Source organism: uncultured Microbulbifer sp. (assembly GCF_947504145.1).
Classification (GTDB): domain Bacteria; phylum Pseudomonadota; class Gammaproteobacteria; order Pseudomonadales; family Cellvibrionaceae; genus Microbulbifer.
Genome location: NZ_CANNGQ010000003.1, coordinates 283155 through 301410, shown reverse-complemented (window position 1 = coordinate 301410; position 18256 = coordinate 283155). Strand labels below are relative to the sequence as shown.

General features: G+C 57.4%; 16 protein-coding genes, 1 tRNA gene and 1 pseudogene. 14 read left to right on the top strand and 4 right to left on the bottom strand.

Annotation, left to right across the window (positions count from 1 at the left end; all coding sequences use genetic code 11):
• Positions 1–268 precede the first annotated feature (268 nt).
• The 3 genes from Q1A74_RS11955 to Q1A74_RS11945 all read left to right on the top strand — a co-directional run bounded on the left by Q1A74_RS11955 (position 269) and on the right by Q1A74_RS11945 (position 5419).
• Positions 269–1810, top strand: coding sequence for a Re/Si-specific NAD(P)(+) transhydrogenase subunit alpha (locus tag Q1A74_RS11955; RefSeq protein ID WP_299596110.1), 1542 nt, complete (start codon positions 269–271; stop codon positions 1808–1810).
• Positions 1811–1822: 12 nt separating this feature from the next.
• Positions 1823–3220 (top strand): Re/Si-specific NAD(P)(+) transhydrogenase subunit beta, encoded by a 1398-nt coding sequence (pntB, locus tag Q1A74_RS11950; RefSeq protein WP_299596108.1) that lies wholly within the window; start codon positions 1823–1825, stop codon positions 3218–3220.
• Positions 3221–3469: 249 nt separating this feature from the next.
• Positions 3470–5419: a hypothetical protein gene (locus tag Q1A74_RS11945; protein ID WP_299596106.1), complete on the top strand. Its 1950-nt coding sequence runs from the start codon at positions 3470–3472 to the stop codon at positions 5417–5419.
• 76 nt (positions 5420–5495) lie between these two features.
• Here the strand turns inward: Q1A74_RS11945 and Q1A74_RS11940 are convergent, their stop codons facing one another.
• The 3 genes from Q1A74_RS11940 to yhbY form a co-directional block, all read right to left on the bottom strand.
• Positions 5496–6605: a c-type cytochrome gene (locus Q1A74_RS11940; RefSeq protein ID WP_299596104.1), complete on the bottom strand. Its 1110-nt coding sequence runs from the start codon at positions 6603–6605 to the stop codon at positions 5496–5498.
• On the bottom strand, positions 6605–7348 hold the full coding sequence (locus tag Q1A74_RS11935) for a c-type cytochrome (RefSeq protein ID WP_299596102.1): 744 nt from the start codon (positions 7346–7348) through the stop codon (positions 6605–6607). Before Q1A74_RS11935 ends, Q1A74_RS11940 begins: the two co-directional genes overlap by 1 nt.
• Positions 7349–7520: 172 nt before the next feature.
• Entirely contained in the window at positions 7521–7826 is a 306-nt protein-coding gene (gene yhbY / locus Q1A74_RS11930; protein ID WP_299596100.1) for a ribosome assembly RNA-binding protein YhbY, read from the bottom strand.
• 71 nt (positions 7827–7897) lie between these two features.
• Here yhbY and rlmE point away from each other — a divergent pair, with 71 nt between their 5' ends.
• The 11 genes and pseudogenes from rlmE to Q1A74_RS18430 form a co-directional block, all read left to right on the top strand.
• Positions 7898–8518: a 23S rRNA (uridine(2552)-2'-O)-methyltransferase RlmE gene (gene rlmE / locus Q1A74_RS11925; RefSeq protein ID WP_299596098.1), complete on the top strand. Its 621-nt coding sequence runs from the start codon at positions 7898–7900 to the stop codon at positions 8516–8518.
• 246 nt (positions 8519–8764) lie between these two features.
• Positions 8765–10687: an ATP-dependent zinc metalloprotease FtsH gene (gene ftsH, locus Q1A74_RS11920; protein WP_299596987.1), complete on the top strand. Its 1923-nt coding sequence runs from the start codon at positions 8765–8767 to the stop codon at positions 10685–10687.
• A 127-nt stretch (positions 10688–10814) separates the two neighbouring features.
• Positions 10815–11660, top strand: coding sequence for a dihydropteroate synthase (gene folP / locus Q1A74_RS11915; protein WP_299596096.1), 846 nt, complete (start codon positions 10815–10817; stop codon positions 11658–11660).
• Between the two features lie 117 nt (positions 11661–11777).
• Complete coding sequence (gene glmM, locus Q1A74_RS11910) at positions 11778–13133, top strand: phosphoglucosamine mutase (protein ID WP_299596094.1); 1356 nt, start codon at positions 11778–11780, stop codon at positions 13131–13133.
• Positions 13134–13286: 153 nt separating this feature from the next.
• Positions 13287–14024: a triose-phosphate isomerase gene (gene tpiA / locus Q1A74_RS11905; protein WP_299596092.1), complete on the top strand. Its 738-nt coding sequence runs from the start codon at positions 13287–13289 to the stop codon at positions 14022–14024.
• Between the two features lie 60 nt (positions 14025–14084).
• Positions 14085–14513 (top strand): preprotein translocase subunit SecG, encoded by a 429-nt coding sequence (gene secG / locus Q1A74_RS11900; RefSeq protein ID WP_299596090.1) that lies wholly within the window; start codon positions 14085–14087, stop codon positions 14511–14513.
• A 35-nt stretch (positions 14514–14548) separates the two neighbouring features.
• A tRNA-Leu gene (locus Q1A74_RS11895) sits at positions 14549–14634 on the top strand.
• A 164-nt stretch (positions 14635–14798) separates the two neighbouring features.
• Entirely contained in the window at positions 14799–16058 is a 1260-nt protein-coding gene (locus Q1A74_RS11890; RefSeq protein WP_299596088.1) for an integrase arm-type DNA-binding domain-containing protein, read from the top strand.
• A 42-nt stretch (positions 16059–16100) separates the two neighbouring features.
• Positions 16101–16829: a hypothetical protein gene (locus tag Q1A74_RS11885; protein WP_299596086.1), complete on the top strand. Its 729-nt coding sequence runs from the start codon at positions 16101–16103 to the stop codon at positions 16827–16829.
• Between the two features lie 108 nt (positions 16830–16937).
• Entirely contained in the window at positions 16938–17150 is a 213-nt protein-coding gene (locus Q1A74_RS11880; RefSeq protein WP_299596084.1) for an AlpA family transcriptional regulator, read from the top strand.
• Positions 17151–17387: 237 nt separating this feature from the next.
• A pseudogene (locus Q1A74_RS18430) lies at positions 17388–17735 on the top strand (inovirus-type Gp2 protein); the annotation flags it as partial.
• A gap of 80 nt (positions 17736–17815) precedes the next feature.
• Here Q1A74_RS18430 and Q1A74_RS11875 read toward each other — a convergent pair.
• Complete coding sequence (locus Q1A74_RS11875; RefSeq protein ID WP_299596082.1) at positions 17816–18247, bottom strand: hypothetical protein; 432 nt, start codon at positions 18245–18247, stop codon at positions 17816–17818.
• Positions 18248–18256: the final 9 nt, after the last annotated feature.

Genomic DNA, 18256 nt, shown 5'->3' with positions numbered 1-18256 from the left:
CACTAAACGAGTAATAAGAATCCTCTATTTCCGTTCGCCAGGCTTATTCTCTTTAATGCATCGTCCTACCGAAACGGATTTAGTTTTTTCCGGGAAAACCTGTTTTTCCCGGGGGCACTCGCTTTCACTTCAATGTCGGCGCACACTGATGGCGAGATGTGCCAATTGGAATTAAATAACGCGGTACACAAATGACCCGGAAAATCGGGTCGGCTCATTTTCGCGAGCCATATAACAACGACAATTTTTATAAACGGGAGCACAAACGGTGATTATTGCCATACCAAAGGAGACCGCGCCGGGCGAGGCGCGGGTCGCGGCATCGCCAGCCAGCGTCAAGCGCTTGCAGTCGCTGGGCTTTGACGTTGTCATCGAACAGGGGGCCGGTGAAGCAGCCAGCTTCCCCGATGCAGAATACGAACAGGCCGGTGCCAAGCTGTGTGCCAACGCAGCCGAGTGTCTCAGCCAGGCGGGCATCGTACTGAAAGTACAGCAGCCCAACGAAGCGGAGCTGGACCTGATCCCCAGCGGCGCCACTCTGATTGCCTTCCTGAAGCCGGCGCAGAACGAAGCGCTGCTGAAGAAACTGGCGGAAAAGAACATCAATGCGCTGGCGGTGGAATCCATTCCACGTATTTCCCGCGCCCAGAAGATGGACGCACTGAGCTCCATGGCCAACATCGCCGGTTACCGCGCGGTGATCGAAGCGGCCCACGAGTTCGGTCGTTTCTTTACCGGCCAGATCACTGCCGCCGGTAAAATTCCACCGGCCAAGGTGCTGGTGATCGGCGCCGGTGTTGCGGGTCTGTCCGCCATCGGTACCGCCAAGAGCATGGGTGCCATCGTGCGCGCCTTCGATACCCGCCCGGAAGTTCGCGAGCAGGTAGAGTCCATGGGTGCGGAATTCCTCACCGTGGAAATCGAGGAAGACGGCGCCGGCACCGGCGGTTATGCCAAGCAGATGTCCAAAGAGTTTATCGACGCTGAAATGGCGCTGTTCCGCGAACAGGCCAAGGAAGTGGACATCGTCATCACCACCGCACTGATCCCCGGTAAACCGGCACCCAAGCTGTGGCTGGCGGACATGGTGGAAACCATGGCCGACGGTTCCGTGGTTGTGGACCTGGCGGCGGAAATGGGCGGCAACTGTGACTTTACCCAAGCGGACCAGAAAGTCGTCAAGAGCGGCGTGACCATCCTCGGTTACACCAACCTGGCGAGCCGCGCGGCCACCCAGTCGTCCACTCTGTACGCCACCAACCTGTGTCATCTGTTGACCGACATGACACCGGAGAAGAACGGCGAGATCGACATCAACTTTGAAGATGAAGCGATCCGCGGTGCCACCGTAGTGAAGGAAGGTGAAATCACCTGGCCGCCGCCCGCGCCGAAAATCTCTGCTGCACCCCAGCAGAAAAAGCCGGAGCCGCAGATTCAGGTAGAGCCGAAGCCGGAGAAGAAATCTTCGCCGCTGTCGCTGGTGGCCTTCTGGGCCGTGGCCGGTCTGTTGTTGCTGGCGCTGGGTAAATTTGCGCCGGCGGATTTCGTCGCTCACTTCACCGTGTTTGTGCTGTCGATCTTTATCGGCTGGCAGGTGATCTGGAACGTATCCCACGCACTGCACACCCCGCTGATGAGTGTGACCAACGCCATTTCCGGTATTGTGATCATCGGTGCTCTGCTGCAGGTCGGCGCGACCGGTTCCTTCGTCGTCACCGTGATGGCGTTTATCGCGGTGCTGTTCGCCAGCATCAATATCTTCGGCGGGTTCTTCGTTACCCACCGTATGCTCAAAATGTTCCGTCGCTAAGGAGAAAGAGACATGAATAGTGTAATTTCCATGGCTTATCTGTTCTCTGCGGTGATGTTCATTCTGAGCCTCGGCGGACTGTCTACCCACGAAACCGCAAGACGCGGTAACTACTACGGCATGGTCGGTATGGCGATTGCCATCATCGCCACCGTGGCCGGCATCACCTCCGGTGCCTACCTGCCTGTCGGCATCGCCATGGGCGTTGGTGCCGTGATCGGTATCCACCTGGCGCGCAAGGTGGAGATGACCGCAATGCCACAGCTGGTAGCCCTGCTGCACAGCTTTGTGGGCCTGGCCGCGGTTTTGATCGGCTGGGGCGGCTACCTGGATCCGCGTATCAATCTCGAAGGTGCTGCGCACATCGTGCACAACACCGAGATCTACATCGGCGTATTCATCGGTGCCATCACCCTGACCGGCTCTATCGTTGCCTTCGGCAAACTGCAGGGCCTGATCTCCGGTAAACCGCTGATGCTGCCGGCGCGCCACTGGCTGAACCTGATCGCCCTGGTGATCTGTTTGGTACTGGGTGCCCAGTTCATCCCCGCGGACGTGAGCAATGCCACCATCATCAACCTGCTGGTGATGACCGGTATCGCGCTGCTGCTGGGTATCCACCTGATCGCCGCCATCGGCGGTGCGGATATGCCGGTCGTAATCTCCATGCTTAACAGCTACTCCGGCTGGGCCGCTGCGGCCACCGGCTTCATGCTGAGCAACGACCTGCTGATCGTGATCGGCGCTCTGGTAGGCTCCTCCGGTGCCATCCTGAGCTACATCATGTGTCGCGGTATGAACCGCTCCTTTATCAGTGTGATCCTGGGCGGCTTCGGTTCCGACGGTGCTGTGGCCAGTGCCGATGGCGAAGAAGAGGGTGAAGCGGTAGCCACCACCCACGACGAACTGGCGGACGACCTGAAAAATGCCAGCAGCATCGTGATCGTACCCGGCTTCGGTATGGCGGTAGCCCACGCCCAGCAGGCGGTGAGCGACCTCACCGACAAACTGCGCAAGGCGGGCAAAACCGTACGCTTCGGCATCCACCCGGTTGCCGGCCGTCTGCCCGGGCACATGAATGTACTGCTGGCGGAAGCCAACGTGCCGTACGACATCGTGCTGGAGATGGAAGAAATCAACGACGACTTCCCGGAGACCGACCTGGTTCTGGTCATCGGCGCCAACGACACCGTCAACCCCGACGCGGTTGAGAAGCCCGGTTCCCCCATCGCCGGTATGCCAGTACTGGAAGTGTGGAAAGCGGGCAAAGTGGTGGTGCTGAAGCGCTCCATGGCCTCCGGTTACGCCGGCGTCTCCAACCCGCTGTTCTTCAAGGACAACTCGCGCATGCTGTTTGGCGATGCGAAAGAGAGCCTGCAGAGCGTACTGGGTAAGATGAACCCGGCCTGATCCGTCAGACGGAATCGCAAGTCTGCTGAAAAAGCGGCCCCCGCAAGGTGGCCGCTTTTTTTGTGGTTGAGGCAGGGTGGTGAGAGCAGGCAGCAGGGGGATCGCTCATCGGTTGGGGCGGTGGTAACCTAGGGCGCCAAAGTACTCATAAAAGTCCCCATAAAAAGCACTAACCATAAGAAAGTTCAGAAAATGGCCGCAATCATCCGAGAACTCGTTACACGCCTTCCTTTCAGATCGCTCCGCTCAGTGCAGCGCCCGCTAGGCGTCCTCGCCCTGTCTCTATTGACTGCCTGTGGTGGCGGTGGCTCAGGGGGCGGAGGAGACGATGGCACCGAGCCGCCGATCACCACGGCGCCGGGGGTGCTGACCCTGAGTGGCGACAGCACCGCCGCAGTGGGTGATTCCGTCGGCATCGTGGGCAGTGTTTCCGATATGGGGTATGCCCGTTTTCAGTGGGAGCAGCTGGCCGGGCCCAATGTGGAGCCGCTGGCGGGCAACGGCACCGCCGGTATCAGTTTTGATGCGGCCAATGTCGGTGACTACCGCTTTCAGCTCACCGCCACCCATCGCAACGGCGATCAGGTGCAGGAGACGTTTGATGTATCCGTAGTGCCCGGGAGCACGGGTACCCGGGTGCAGTTCCGCGCGGACCGCGCCGTGAGTGAGGGCTCACAGTTTTCACTGCGGCTGGGCTATACCCAGATCTCTGGCGGCTATCGCGACTGGTCTGCCCGGCAGTTGTCGGGCCCCGACGCCATTCTGGAAACCGACGACTCCGGCGAGCCGGTGTTGTTCGTCACCGCGCCCCAGGTCGATGGGGATCAGGTCATCACCATCGAAGGCACGCTGGAGACCACTACAGGTTCCTATACCGATACGGTTTACGTGGTGGTGCAGGACCGCCCGCAGATCACCAGTGAGTATTACTGCGACGGTGAGGGTGACGCCTGCGCAAAATCCCTCGCACTCAATAATGTCTACAGCTACCGCGCCGACAGTCCTTACCGCGACTATCTGGCGGACTGTATTTATTCCAATCAGCTGAATGACGACAATCTTTGCACACTCAACGAGCTGCCGTTGATCGGCATGAAGAGCGCTTCGCCCAGCGTTGATCTCATCATGGATCACGTGCTGGTATCTCACGACTGGATGGGGGAGCGCTTTGAACGTTTCCTGACCGAGCTGGATCCGTACAGCGACTTTGCCCTGCTACTGCGCTCGGTGACCGCGGTGGTGATTTCCAGCGATGTGCGGCCGTCCTATTATTGGTCGCTGACAGGGGCCATTCACCTGGACCCGGACAGCCTGTGGTTGACGCCGGAAGAGCGCGATGTGATCAGTGAGATTCCGGACTACCGCAGTGCTTTCAGTTCTGCGCTCAACTTTGTCACCCCCGCGCGTTTTGTAAAAAACAATGACTACGTTTTTTACAGCTACAGTCACGCCAATCGCTACGATCGCCCGTTCGATCATCTGGAGGCGGATCTCGGTTCGCTGCTGTACCACGAGCTGGCCCACGCCAACGACGCCATGTCTCAGACCAAAATTAACAGCGGCCTCGACGGAGGTGATATTTTCTTTCGCCAGGCGCAGACGGCGCTGCAGGGCAGGGTGGTGAATGACTCTGTCAGTGAAATCAATCCGCCGCTGTCGGAAGAGTTGTTTGACCTCGCCGATGTGCGCTACCGCGGCGCAGAGGCGACGGCTACCCAGCGCTGGTACTCCCCGGAAGATATTTCCGAGTTTTTCTTCCCGGATACCGCCAGCGACTTTTACGCGTACGCAACCCCCTGGGAAGATACCGCGATGTTGTTCGAGGCCACGATGATGAGCCTGCGTTACGGTATCCACCGGGATGTTGCGGTGACCAACAAACCGATCAATCCCTCATCGGCGGATGACTATCGGGTAGAGCAGGGGCAGCGCAACCGCATCGGCTCACTGCGTATTCGCCCTCGCGCCAGTGTGGCGGTGCAGGGGCTGTTGCCTGAGGCCTGGTCCGAGGCGGATGCTCACCTGCAGTCTGTGGTGCCGGTAGCGCTTTGCGCCGGTGAGGGTTGGGGGCAGAACCTGGATCCTGCCTGTGCGGGAATGGCGGCGCCGCTGCGTTTTGCCGCGCCGGTGCCGAGCCGGACGATTCCCATGCCCACCGAGTTGCCACGGAGTTTTATCCCGCCGACGCCCACTCGATAAAAGCCTGCCCGGAGCAGAGTGCTGAAAACATTCGGCACTCTGTTCGCGTTTCAATTTTGCTTGTTCGTGTTTCCTGTCAATTTCTTTTATGCATCTGCTGAAAGTCCGGGTAGGCATTTTCACCCAGGATTTTCCCATCAATTTTTTGTCCATAAAAACCGGGATGCTGGTGGTAGCGTTCCTTCAGCCTTTGCACGTCGCCGTCAAAGTCGGCGAGGCGCGGATCCTGCGGGCGTTCCTGCGCGTTGATGTACGCCGCCACATCCCAGGCCTGTTGGGGTGTCAGCTGAATGCCTTTTCCAAGAGGCATATTCGCGTGAATGAACGCGGCCGCAGTATTTACCCGGTGCATGCCCGCACCCCAGTTGTAGCTGTCTTTGCCCCACAGCGGCGGCAGGTTGTAGATGCCGGCGGCTTCATAGCCCTGGCCGTCCGGGCCGTGGCAGGCCATGCAGTGTTTTGCAAAGACCTCTTTGCCGTTGTCCGGGGAAAAGTCGCGTGCGGGCTTTTCCAGTTTTGGATAACCGCGGCCGGGGAGTTTGTCCCGCTGTTCCACCGGCAGCGCCGTGGCGATGGCGTCTGGCAGGGGGAAGTCTTCCCGCTTGGCACCGGTAATCAGATCCTCATCAGAAACTTCAGGCACCGCTCCGTCGATGCCGAAATGATTCATCAGTCCGCCCATTGCCAGCCAGTAGGCGTAGGCGGAAAGGGCGATCATTTCCGCACTGTCTGCCGGCGGTGGTGCGCCATTGGCGGAATAGGTGAAGCAGCCCTGGATGCGCTCGGCAAAGCTGTTCACCTTGTCGTTTTTCTTGCGATAGGCGGGGTAGGCAAAGTAGGCGGCCCACAAGGGCGCGGCATCGGCGCGGCGACCTGCATCCATATGGCAGTTCACACAATTCAGTGCATTGCCCACGTATTTGCCGCGCAGTTCCTGCGAGTTTACAAACAGTTGATAGCCGCGTTTTATCTTCTCCCCAAAGGCGCTATCAGGAATCTCCGTAAAGGGCCGCGGCTGGATTTTTGGCAGGCCGGAATCCGCATCCGGGCTGGGAATGGCTTCCTGCCGGTCCGGCAGTTCGGTGCCGGGCTGGTCCGAGGCACGCTTGCCAGATTCACCGCGGTCGCAGGCGGTCAGTGTTAACCCGAGCACTGCAGCCAGTAACGCAAATTGAATGAGTCGCATCACTGCCCCCCCGGTTTGCCGAGCTGGTTGAAGTAATTGGCCAGGGCCTCGATTTCTTCATCGCTCAGCTGGCTGGCGATTTTTTGCATCACCTGATCCTGGTCTGTGGTGCGCCCCCCTTTTTTCCAGTCCTGCAGCTGGGCCTTGAGATACACCGCGTGCTGCCCGGCGAGTGGCGGAATATTGCCGACGCCTATACCGGAGGCACCGTGGCAGGTGACGCAGGCCGGAATTTCCCGGGACCAGTCGCCCTGATAGGCGAGCTTTTCTACTGGGTCGCTTATGACAGCCTGGGTACCGCGCAATATGGGGGTGATTTTGGGCAGCGGGCGCGAGGAAAAGTAGGTGGCGATCTTGTCCAGCACCTCGTCGGTCACTTCCTCAGACAGCGCGTGCATGGTGGTGTTCTTGCGCTTGCCTGCCTGGAAGCCGTGTACCTGCTGGCGGAAGTAGTCCACCGGCAGTCCGGCAATGCGCGGTGCCAGTCCCGGGCGCCCTTCGCCTTGCAGGTCGTGGCACTCGGCGCAGACTTCCGCTTCTTTCGGGAAGCCGGGGATATTGCGGGTGGCGTCCCCCTCCGGTTCTGGCGGGGTGGGTGTGGTGTCTCGTTGAGGTTTGAAGGGCTCGCCGCGAGGCTTGACGCCATCTTCCTGTTCACTGCTTTGCGCAAAGCCGACAACGGCTGCCAGCAGGCTAACGCAGAGCAGGGTGGGCAGCACCCACATCCTGTGGGGAATCTTCACGGAAGGTCTCCAGTACAGTGAATGGAGCGATACTGCTGCGGGCAGCGCTCAGGCGCAGCCAGGGTTTCGCTTTCAGTGTAGAGGATCTGCTGGTCGGGGGAGGTTTCGCGGGAGGCGGCTGGGGCCGCTGAAAGCAGCTGGCCCCGGAGGATGAGGTTTTCGGACAGAGCGCTCAGGGGCGCAGCAGGTTGGAAAGGCGCGCGTTGGGCTTGTCGGCTTTGCGGAAGATCAGCGCGATCTTGCCAATCTCTTGCACCAGCTCGGACTTGCTCTGCTGGCATAGCTCGGTGATCAGCTCCCGGCGTGCATCGCGGTCGTTGACCGCCAGTTTCACCTTGATCAGCTCGTGATCTTCCAGGGCGCGATTCAGCTCTTCAATCACCCCTTCGGTGAGCCCTTTGTCGGCTATGGTGACAATTGGTTTGAGGGTGTGGCCGCGTGCGCGCAAGGCTTTTTTACGGTCGGCTGTTAAAGGCATACAATACTCCATCCTTAAATCGGGTAACCCGTGCGCGGACAACCCCAGAAATTAGCGATGTATTGTAACTGATGGCCCGATCAAAGAGCAGCCACCGTTGGCTGCGTGAACATTTCAACGACCACTACGTCAAACAGTCCCAGAAAGACGGTTACCGCTCCCGTGCCTCCTACAAACTGCAGGAGCTGCAGGAGAAGGATCGCCTGATCAAGCAGGGCATGACCGTGGTGGATCTCGGCGCCGCGCCTGGCGGCTGGTCTCAGGTGGCCGCAGAACTGGTCGGCCACAAAGGTCGGGTTCTTGCATCGGACATCCTAGAGATGGATGCCCTGGCAGGGGTGGACTTCGTGCAGGGCGACTTCACTGAAGAAAAGGTCTTCAACGAGCTGCTGGAAAAGCTCGGTGAAGAGCGCGCCGACCTTGTGATTTCCGATATGGCCCCCAATATGAGTGGTGTGCGCGCTGTGGATCAGCCGGCCTCTATGTATCTGGTGGAGCTGGCGGTGGACATGGCGCGCCAGACCCTGAAACCCGGTGGTGCTTTTGTCGCCAAGGTGTTCCAGGGTGAAGGTTTCGATGAACTGATCCGCGATCTCCGCAGTCAATACCAGACCGTGGTTACCCGCAAACCCGGTGCATCCCGTCCCCGCTCCCGCGAAGTCTACGTAGTCGCGCGCGGCTTCAAGGGCTGACTCAAAGATTGACCAATGCGTATCCACCGCTTTGGCGCAGCCCGGGCGGTGTGGTAAAACGGCACCCTGCGCTGGCCTGGACCGGCGCCACACCCCCGTCATTCTGACCCTTCCCAGCAGTGGATTTGGGGCTGGATGACTGGGGCGACAGATTTACGATTTTCGCCGCCTATACTGGGTGGAACGGATTTACCTGCTAAGGCTCAACCCAAGGCACAGGACAAGAGGGCAAACCCTTTGAACGATATGGCAAAGAACCTGGTGTTGTGGCTGATCATCGCTGCGGTACTGCTGATGGTCTTCCAGAACTTCAAGCCACAAACCCGGGACGAGTCTGTCAGCTACTCCGAATTTGTGCAGGACGTGCAGTCCGGCCAGATCAAGAGCGCGCTGGTGGACGGCCTGGTCATCACCGGTGAAAAAGCCGACGGCAGCCGCTTCAAGACCATCCAGCCACAGATCATCGACGACGAGCTCACCAACGAGCTGGTGCGCGGCGGCGTTCAGTTCAATGGCCGTGAGCCGGAATCCCCCAGCATCTGGCAGCAGCTGCTGGTAGCCAGCTTCCCGATCTTGATCATCATTGCTGTATTCATGTTCTTCATGCGCCAGATGCAGGGCGGTGCCGGTGGCCGCTCCGGCCCCATGTCCTTTGGCAAGAGCAAGGCGCGCCTGCTGGGCGAAGACCAGATTAAAACCACCTTCGCCGATGTGGCGGGCGTGGATGAAGCCAAGGAAGACGTACAGGAGCTGGTGGAGTTCCTGCGCGATCCGTCCAAATTCCAGCGCCTCGGCGGCGCCATTCCCCGCGGCGTACTGATGGCGGGTCCTCCCGGTACCGGTAAAACCCTGCTGGCCAAGGCCATTGCCGGGGAGGCGAAAGTACCGTTCTTCTCCATCTCCGGTTCCGATTTCGTGGAAATGTTCGTGGGTGTGGGCGCCTCCCGGGTGCGCGACATGTTCGAGCAGGCCAAGAAACAGGCCCCGTGCATCATCTTTATCGACGAGATCGATGCCGTCGGCCGCCATCGCGGTGCCGGTATGGGCGGTGGCCACGACGAGCGCGAACAGACCCTGAACCAGCTCTTGGTAGAGATGGACGGCTTTGAAGGTAACGAAGGCGTGATCGTCATCGCCGCTACCAACCGTCCCGACGTACTCGACAAGGCGCTGCTGCGCCCGGGCCGTTTCGACCGCCAGGTATTTGTCGGCCTGCCGGATATCCGCGGCCGCGAGCAGATCCTCAAGGTGCACATGCGCAAAGTGCCGCTGGAAGAGCATGTGGATCCGCAGACCATCGCCCGCGGCACCCCCGGCTTCTCCGGTGCCGACCTGGCCAACCTGGTGAACGAGGCCGCGCTGTTCGCCGCCCGCGCCAACCGCCGTATGGTCAGCATGGAAGAGTTCGAGCGCGCCCGCGACAAGATCATGATGGGTGCCGAGCGCAAATCCATGGTGATGAATGAGAAAGAAAAGACCAACACCGCCTACCACGAAGCCGGCCACGCCATCATCGGCCGCCTGGTACCGGAACACGACCCTGTGCACAAGGTCACCATTATTCCCCGCGGCCGCGCGCTGGGTGTCACCCAGTTCCTGCCGGAAGAAGACAAATACAGCCTGAGCAAGCGCGCGCTGGAATCCCAGCTGTGCTCCCTGTTCGGTGGCCGTATCGCCGAAGAGATGACCCTGGGTGCAGACGGTGTGACCACGGGTGCCTCCAACGACATCGAACGCGCCACGGATATCGCCCGCAGTATGGTGACCAAGTGGGGCCTGTCCGAGAAGCTCGGCCCGCTGCACTACGGTGAAGACGAGACCGGCCAGCCCGGCCAGGGCAACCCCATCTCCGGCAAAACCTCCAACGATATCGACGAGGAAGTGCGCCGCATCATCGACAGCTGCTACGCGCGTGCGGAAAAACTGCTGGAAGACAACCGGGATATTCTGGAAGCGATGAAAGACGCGCTGATGGAATACGAAACCCTGGATGCGGAACAGGTGAACGACCTGATGGCGCGTCGCAAAGTGCGCGCGCCCAAAGACTGGCACGACAACGACTACACCGGCGGCGGCCCTGCGGACGAAGTGCCGGAAGCGGACGAAAAGCCCAAAGACGGCTCCCAAGATGGAGAGAGCCCCGTGGGTGGCCCGGTCAACGGCCACTGAGCTGATCGCCTCCGCGACATGGCAAATACGGTAAGTGCAGACTCACCGACACAAAGCGGGCCAATTGGCCCGCTTTGTCTAACTGCCCGAATAACCATCCCAGCCCCATAACACGCTTTTCACGCCTATGAAGCTGCACTGCGGAACCCACACCCTGGACCTTACCAGCCCTCAGGTGATGGGTATCCTGAATACCACCCCCGACTCCTTCTCCGATGGCGGCAGCTATTACGCCGGCGGCGGACTGGATCTCGACCTTGTGCTGCAGCGGGCCGAACAGATGGTGCGCGATGGCGCATCGATCCTGGATATCGGCGGCGAGTCCACCCGTCCCGGCGCCGAGCCGGTGTCGGAAGCGCAAGAGCTGGAGCGGGTGGTGCCGGTGGTGGAAGCCATTCGCCAGCGCCTCGACGTCGTCATTTCCGTGGACACCAGCACCGCGGCGGTAATCCGCGAAAGCGCCGCGGCCGGCGCCGGGCTAATCAACGATGTGCGAGCACTCACTCGCCCCGGTGCACTGCAAGCAGCCGCCACCACCAGCCTGCCCGTGTGCCTCATGCACATGCAGGGGCAGCCCGGCACCATGCAGTCCAAACCCGAATACACCGACGTGGTGGCCGAAGTGCGCGCTTACCTCGACCAGCGCCTGCAAGCCTGTATCGACACCGGCATCGCCCGCGAGCGGGTGATCTACGATCCTGGATTCGGCTTTGGTAAAAACGATGAGCACAATCTGGCCCTGCTGCGCAATTTGCCGCAACTGGCCCCGGACGACATCCCCATACTGGTGGGCCTGTCCCGCAAATCCATGATCGGGCGCCTGCTGGACCGCAACGTCGACCAGCGGCTCCCCGGCAGTCTCGCGCTGGCCATGCTGTCCGCCCAGCGCGGCGCCAAAATTATCCGAGTCCACGACGTCGCTGCCACCACCGACGTCCTGAAAATGCAAAAACTAATCGACCACCCCCTGTAAGAGCCTGCCCTGAAGGCGAACCCATCCACGGCCGTTCGCGAGCAGAGCAGGCCCAGGCAGGAGAGGTGCAGAACGAATACACCGCGAAAAAAATCGCGATTGAAAACGAGAAGTAAGATGAGCAGAAAATATTTCGGCACCGACGGCATCCGCGGCCTGGTAGGCGAGGGCGCAATCACCCCGGACTTTATGCTGCGCCTCGGCTACGCGGCCGGCAAGGTGCTCGGTGCCCGTGTTAAAGGCACTGGTGGCAGTGGCCGCAGCCGAATCCTCATCGGCAAAGACACCCGCGTTTCCGGCTACATGTTCGAAGCCGCGCTGGAAGCCGGCCTGATCAACGCCGGTGTCGACGTCGGCCTGCTCGGCCCGATGCCAACTCCGGCCATCGCCTACCTCACCCGCACCTTTCACGCCCAGGCGGGTATCGTCATCAGTGCCTCTCACAATCCCTACCAGGATAACGGCATTAAATTCTTCAGCGGCGATGGCAGCAAACTGCCGGACCAGGTAGAGGCGGACATCGAAGCCGCTCTCGACCTGCCCATGGAAACTGCCAAAGACCTGGGTAAGGCCTGGCGCATCGACGACGCCGTCGGCCGCTATATCGAATTCTGTAAAGCCAGCACCCCGTGGGCCTACTCCCTGCAGGGGCTGAACATCGTGCTGGACTGCGCGAACGGCGCCACTTATCACATCGCCCCCAAGGTGTTTCGTGAGTTGGGGGCCGAAGTGCACGCCATCGGAACCCAGCCAGACGGCCTCAACATCAACCTCGATTGTGGCTCCACCAAACCCGAGCAGCTGCAGAAGGCCGTGGTCGAGCGCGGCGCCGATCTGGGCATCGCCTTCGACGGCGACGGCGACCGGGTCATGTTCGTCGATAAAGATGGCAGCCTGATCGACGGCGACCAGCTGCTGTTTCTCATCGCCATCCACCGCCAGCAGTTCCTCGGCGGCTGCAGCGGCGTAGTGGGCACCCAGATGAGTAACTACGGCTTTGAATTGGCCCTGCAGGATCGCGCCATACCCTTCGCCCGCGCCAAAGTCGGCGATCGCTACGTGCTGGAAAGAATGTACAAGAACGGCTGGACCCTGGGCGGCGAATCCTCGGGGCATATCGTGTGCACCGATGTGACCACTACCGGCGACGGCATCATCTCCGCCCTGCAAGTACTGCGCGCGGTCAGTGATTTCGGCGAGCCCCTGCACCAGCTCACCGCCAAAATGGAAATGCTGCCTCAGCACATGATCAATGTACGCCTCGCCAGCCGCGATGGCGTGCTGGACCATGCCGACGTACAGGGCGCCGTCGCCCAGGTGGAGTCCAAATTGGCCGGCAGTGGCCGTGTGCTGCTGCGACCATCGGGTACCGAACCCCTTATTCGGGTCATGGTTGAGGGGAAAGACCCCAAAGTCGTCCAACAACTGGCCGGCGACATCGCCAAGGTCGTGGAGCGGGTCGGCAATACCTGATGTGCCACCGGTGGCATTCGGTTAACCCCAAGGCCACCGGAAGCCCTTGATTCACAAATAGAAAAACCGATAGAAAACCACCAATAATCCAAAAACGCTGGTTGTATGTTACCGGCAATACCGCTAAGATTTGCGCCCCTTGGAGGAGCACCCATGCGTAAAACCCTGGTAGCTGCCAACTGGAAAATGCACGGCACCAAAGCATTTGCCGTGGAACTGTTGGAAAAGCTGAACAGCGGACTGGAGTCCGGCAAGTGCTCCGCTCAGGTGGTCATCTGCCCGCCATACCCTTACCTGGGTGTCGTAGCGGACAAGATGGGCCAGGCAGAGCTGGGCGCACAGAACCTTAGCGAGCAGCCTTCCGGTGCCTACACCGGGGAAGTCTCTGCGGAGATGCTGCTGGATTGTGGCGCACGCTACGCGATCATCGGCCACTCGGAACGCCGTAGCCTGTATGGCGAAGGCAACGAGCTGGTCGCCGCCAAGTATGCCGCAGCCAAGGCCGCAGGCCTGATCCCGATCCTCTGTGTGGGCGAGTCCCTGGAGGAGCGCGAGGCCGGCAAAACGCTGCAGATCGTGGCCGAGCAGATTCAGGCGGTAATCGCCCTGGGCCTGCCCGAGACCTGGCAGAATGCGGTCGTCGCATATGAGCCCGTATGGGCTATCGGCACCGGCAAAACCGCCACCCCGGAACAGGCGCAGGAAGTGCACCAGTTCATTCGCCAGCAACTGGGCGAAGCGGGCGGCGCAACGCAAATCCTCTACGGAGGTAGCGTAAAGGCAGCCAACGCCGAGGAACTGTTTGCCAAGCCGGATATCGACGGCGCACTGGTAGGCGGCGCCTCATTAAAGGCAGACGAATTTACCAAAATCTGCTGCGCGGCCAACTGAGCCACGCAACAGGTTAAATTTTTTGAGCAGGGCATAAGCCCCTAGCAGGTTTTCTGGACAATGGAAAAACTGGTTTTAATCGTTCACATCCTTACCGCGCTGAGCATCATCGGCCTGATCCTGATGCAGCAGGGCAAGGGTGCGGAAGCGGGCGCTTCTTTCGGCGCCGGTGCCTCCAATACCGTATTCGGCAGCCAGGGTAGCGGAAATTTCTTTTCCCGCTTGACTGCAATCATGGCGACGGTATTCTTCGTCACCAGCTTCGGCCTGGCCATCCTCGCCAGCCGTGACGAAGCCCCGGCGATCGACGGCATGCCGCAAGTACCGGCAGCCGTAGAATCCCGCGAGCCAGCAGCGACCGACAGCGATATCCCTGAAGTTCAGGAGCAAGCTCCGGCCGCAGGTGAGCTGCCAGCAGCAGAAGAAGCCCCTCAGGCCGAACTGCCAGAAGCCGGTAGCGAAGAGCAAACTGAGGAACAGCCTCAGTAAGCCGAAAGGCTTAAATCAAAAACTGCAAAGTTTTTGCCCAGGTGGTGGAATTGGTAGACACGCTATCTTGAGGGGGTAGTGAGCTATGCTCGTGCGGGTTCAAGTCCCGCCCTGGGCACCATCTTAAAGTCCGGACAAATCCGGCAAAGTCCTAAAGGCCCCGCAATGCGGGGCTTTTTTTTGCCTTCTAGCTCCATTTTCGTCCAGTCATGTTCATTGTCAACCGGTGCTACCTAGTGCTATTTTTGGTGCTACCTTGGTTCAATTTTGATTTGTAGCACCACGATGGCTCTTACTGATACTAAAGTTCGACAAGCGAAGCCCGAAGCTAAGGACGTTTTTTTGTCCGATGAGAAGGGTTTGCGTCTTCTGATCAAACCGAATGGCTCTAAGTATTGGCGCTTGAAATATCGCTTCATGGGTAAGCAGAAAACGCTAGCGCTGGGGGTGTACCCGACGGTCAGCTTAAAAGAAGCCCGCGAAAAGGTTCTCGACGCAAAGCGGCTGCTTTCTAAGGGGGTCGACCCAAGTCTGGAGAGAAAGCAGGAAAAACAGCAAGCAAGGCTCAGCGCGGAGCAGTCATTTTCGGCCTTAGCTAGGGAGTGGTGGGAGCATCACTCGGGCGGGTTGAGTGAGAATCATGCGGCGAGAATATGGAGTAGGTTAAAGACAAACAGCTTCCAATTGCTGGGCGAGAGACCTATTGCCGACATTTTACCTGGTGATGTCATTACCGTAATCCGTCAGGTAGAGAGTCGCGGAGCGATGGATGTCGCAAAACGAGTTTTACAGGATATTCGTCGAGTATGTGCGTACGCGGTTCAAACAGGGCGCTTAACCCATAATCCTGCTAGTGAGCTTTCTGGGGTGTTAAAGGCTACAAAAAGTCGGCATAGAGCCTCTTTGCCTCGTGAAGAGTTACCAATATTTCTTGATGCGCTGGAAACGTATGATAAAACTGGTCGATTGCTGACCAAACTAGCATTGAAATTGTTGCTTCTTACTTTTGTGCGTCCCGGTGAACTACGCGGAGCCCGTTGGGAAGAGCTTGAGTTAGATGATGCTAGGTGGCGTATACCCGGGGATAGGATGAAGATGGGCACTGAGCATATTGTCCCACTTTCCAAGCAGGCGCTTGCTGTCATAGAGCAGATTCGCTCCATTAGTGGCCAGTATGCACTGCTTTTTCCTTCCGAAAAGGAGCGCTCGAAGTCAATGTCTGACAATACGATGCGCAAAGCTATCTTCAAGCTTGGTTTCGATGGTAATCGACCGGATAGGAGCAAGGCTAACCCGCATGGCTTCCGTGCGACCGCTTCCTCAATTCTTAACGAGTCAGGCTTTAATCCAGATGCTATTGAGCGTCAGTTGTCACATCAAGAAAGAAATGGAGTGAGGGCAGCTTATATTCATCATGCAAGGCACCTTGAAGAGCGTACAGAAATGATGCAATGGTGGGCAGACTACCTGGATGGCCTTCGGTCGATAGGGGCGAGCGAGCCTGAGAGAGTGCCAAAGAGTCTTGAAGTTGTGGAGCTGGTATAGGAGGTCTCGCTGTCCTTAAAGGCCATCTACGGAGTACAAATTTTGAAATTTAAAGAATCTATCACTTTAGAAGAGGCTGTATTGATCGCAAATGATCTTAGCCACTTTCAATCCCTTGATGAGGTGAGACGTCGTGTTGCCTCAGAGTGTGAGCAAGCAGAAAATCAAAATGTTGCCTCTTTATTAGGTAAAAATGCGGAAAATAGCGCAGAACTGCATTACCAGCTAGCGGATAAGCTGGAAGTTGCTCTGGATAAGGCTCTAAACCAATACGTCTCTTTATGTGATGAGGCCGCTATCCATTTTTCAGGTGACGTTCAGGGGCAGCAGGCTACGAAGTTGGAGCTGATAAAGCCAGTCCATATCGCCGCCGGTGATGAGGCGCTTGATGTATCAAGGTGCATATTCAGCCGAAAGAGCATAGGAGACTATTTGATGCCGCATGATATGAGAGCTGCGGCTCGGCTTACTCCTCTAATTGAGTGCTCAAAAAATATCCAGAATGGTGATGATGACGAAAAACCGACTGAAACTTCCCCGAAAGTCGAAAATGAAGAGTCTTCTACATCACCAAAAATAGCTAAAAAGACCATTAATTCTTACCTAAAAACGATTGCAGCTCTGTCTGACTGCATTCTTGATGGGCTTACTGGGGCACCGACAAAGGATGCGCAAGCGGTACTTATGGCACTAGAAGCCAAGGGAATCGAAGGTTGTGTAGGCCAGAAAACGTTGGCGAAATATCTCACTGATGCCAAGGAGCTCGTGTAGCGTAAAGTATCTGGGAGAATATTCCATTGAACTCAGGGAATATTCCCCAAAGCACGTAGTTTGATCTATTAAATACGCAGCCATGTTGAGAATGAATAGGAGAACAACATGGCTGACAATCAATACAACCCCGCCCCATTAGGCTTCATTCGCCTACCTGAGGTGCTGAAGCTATTACCGATTAGCAAAAGTACATGGTGGGCGGGAGTCAAATCTGGACGATTCCCGCAGAGTGTTAAATTAGGGCCAAGAACAACCGCTTGGCGCGCGGAGGATGTATATGAGCTCGTTGAAAATTTGGCAAAGGGTGATGCCATATGATCGAGGTAGCAAAGCCCAGCCTTCCGAAATTTTACCCTGGAAAAGATAAGCTACATTTCTTTGCCCCCTTTAATTTAAAGGGGGTTCAGCGAGTCGCTGCGATATGTAAAAGCTCGGTAATTAATAATATATTATATTTATATCTTACCTTTATTAAGGCTGGTTCACCTACCTTTACGTGTGATGCCTCGAAGGACTCCCTAATCGAATTTAATCACATGGTTATGTTGGGGTAAGATGAAAAAAATAATTAAAGCTACCCGAGTCAATATAGGTGAGAATGCATTTAAACTTTACTGTGCGCCCAGGTTTCGGGGGCATTATCTAGAAATTTTAGAGCGACTTGCCGATCAAATGAATGCGATGCTTTCATATCATTGCAAAATATTGGTTTTTAGAATTGATCTAAGGTTAAATGAATATACATGTGATAATAAACCCGTCACAGATTTTGTGAACAGGTTAAGGAAGCACCTCCGTGCAGCAGGGCATAAACGAGTTGGTTATATCTGGGTGAGAGAGCATGATTCCAGTTGTAAGCAGCACTATCATATGACGCTAATTATCGATGCTAACCGCAATCAACATCCTCATAATATAATAGAAAAGGCCAAATATTACTGGGAGAACTGGGGGTGTGGGCATCTATACGTCCCGACTAGCTGTTATAGACTTGTAAGAAGGGGCGACCCAGATTCTTTGGGGCGGGCGTTTGAGCGAAACTCATATTTGGCAAAAGTAAAAACAAAGGCGAGGCGCCCCATGGCGACTAATGATTTTTCAGCAAGCCGCCTTAAGCCAAAGGTGCAAAGCTGTGAATTGTTGTTGCCAGTTATCGGTCGCTGTGCGTAGATGCGTTCAGGTTGGTTTTTGAGCGTGTTTGACGAGCCAGCAAGCTCAACCATTCCGTTGGCTTGAAAAGCACTTGTAGGCCCCTTAGCGGGGCTTGTGTGGGCTTGCATGTTGGAAAGCAGCGAAAAAATGTAATTTTCCAGCCGATTTGATTGAATGTCGATCAGTTTGCGTCGTTTTCGGGCAGAGCGCTCATTGACGCAAATGTCGGCGTGTCGTTTAATTCCTTTTGTGAAATAGCGCACATAAAAAGG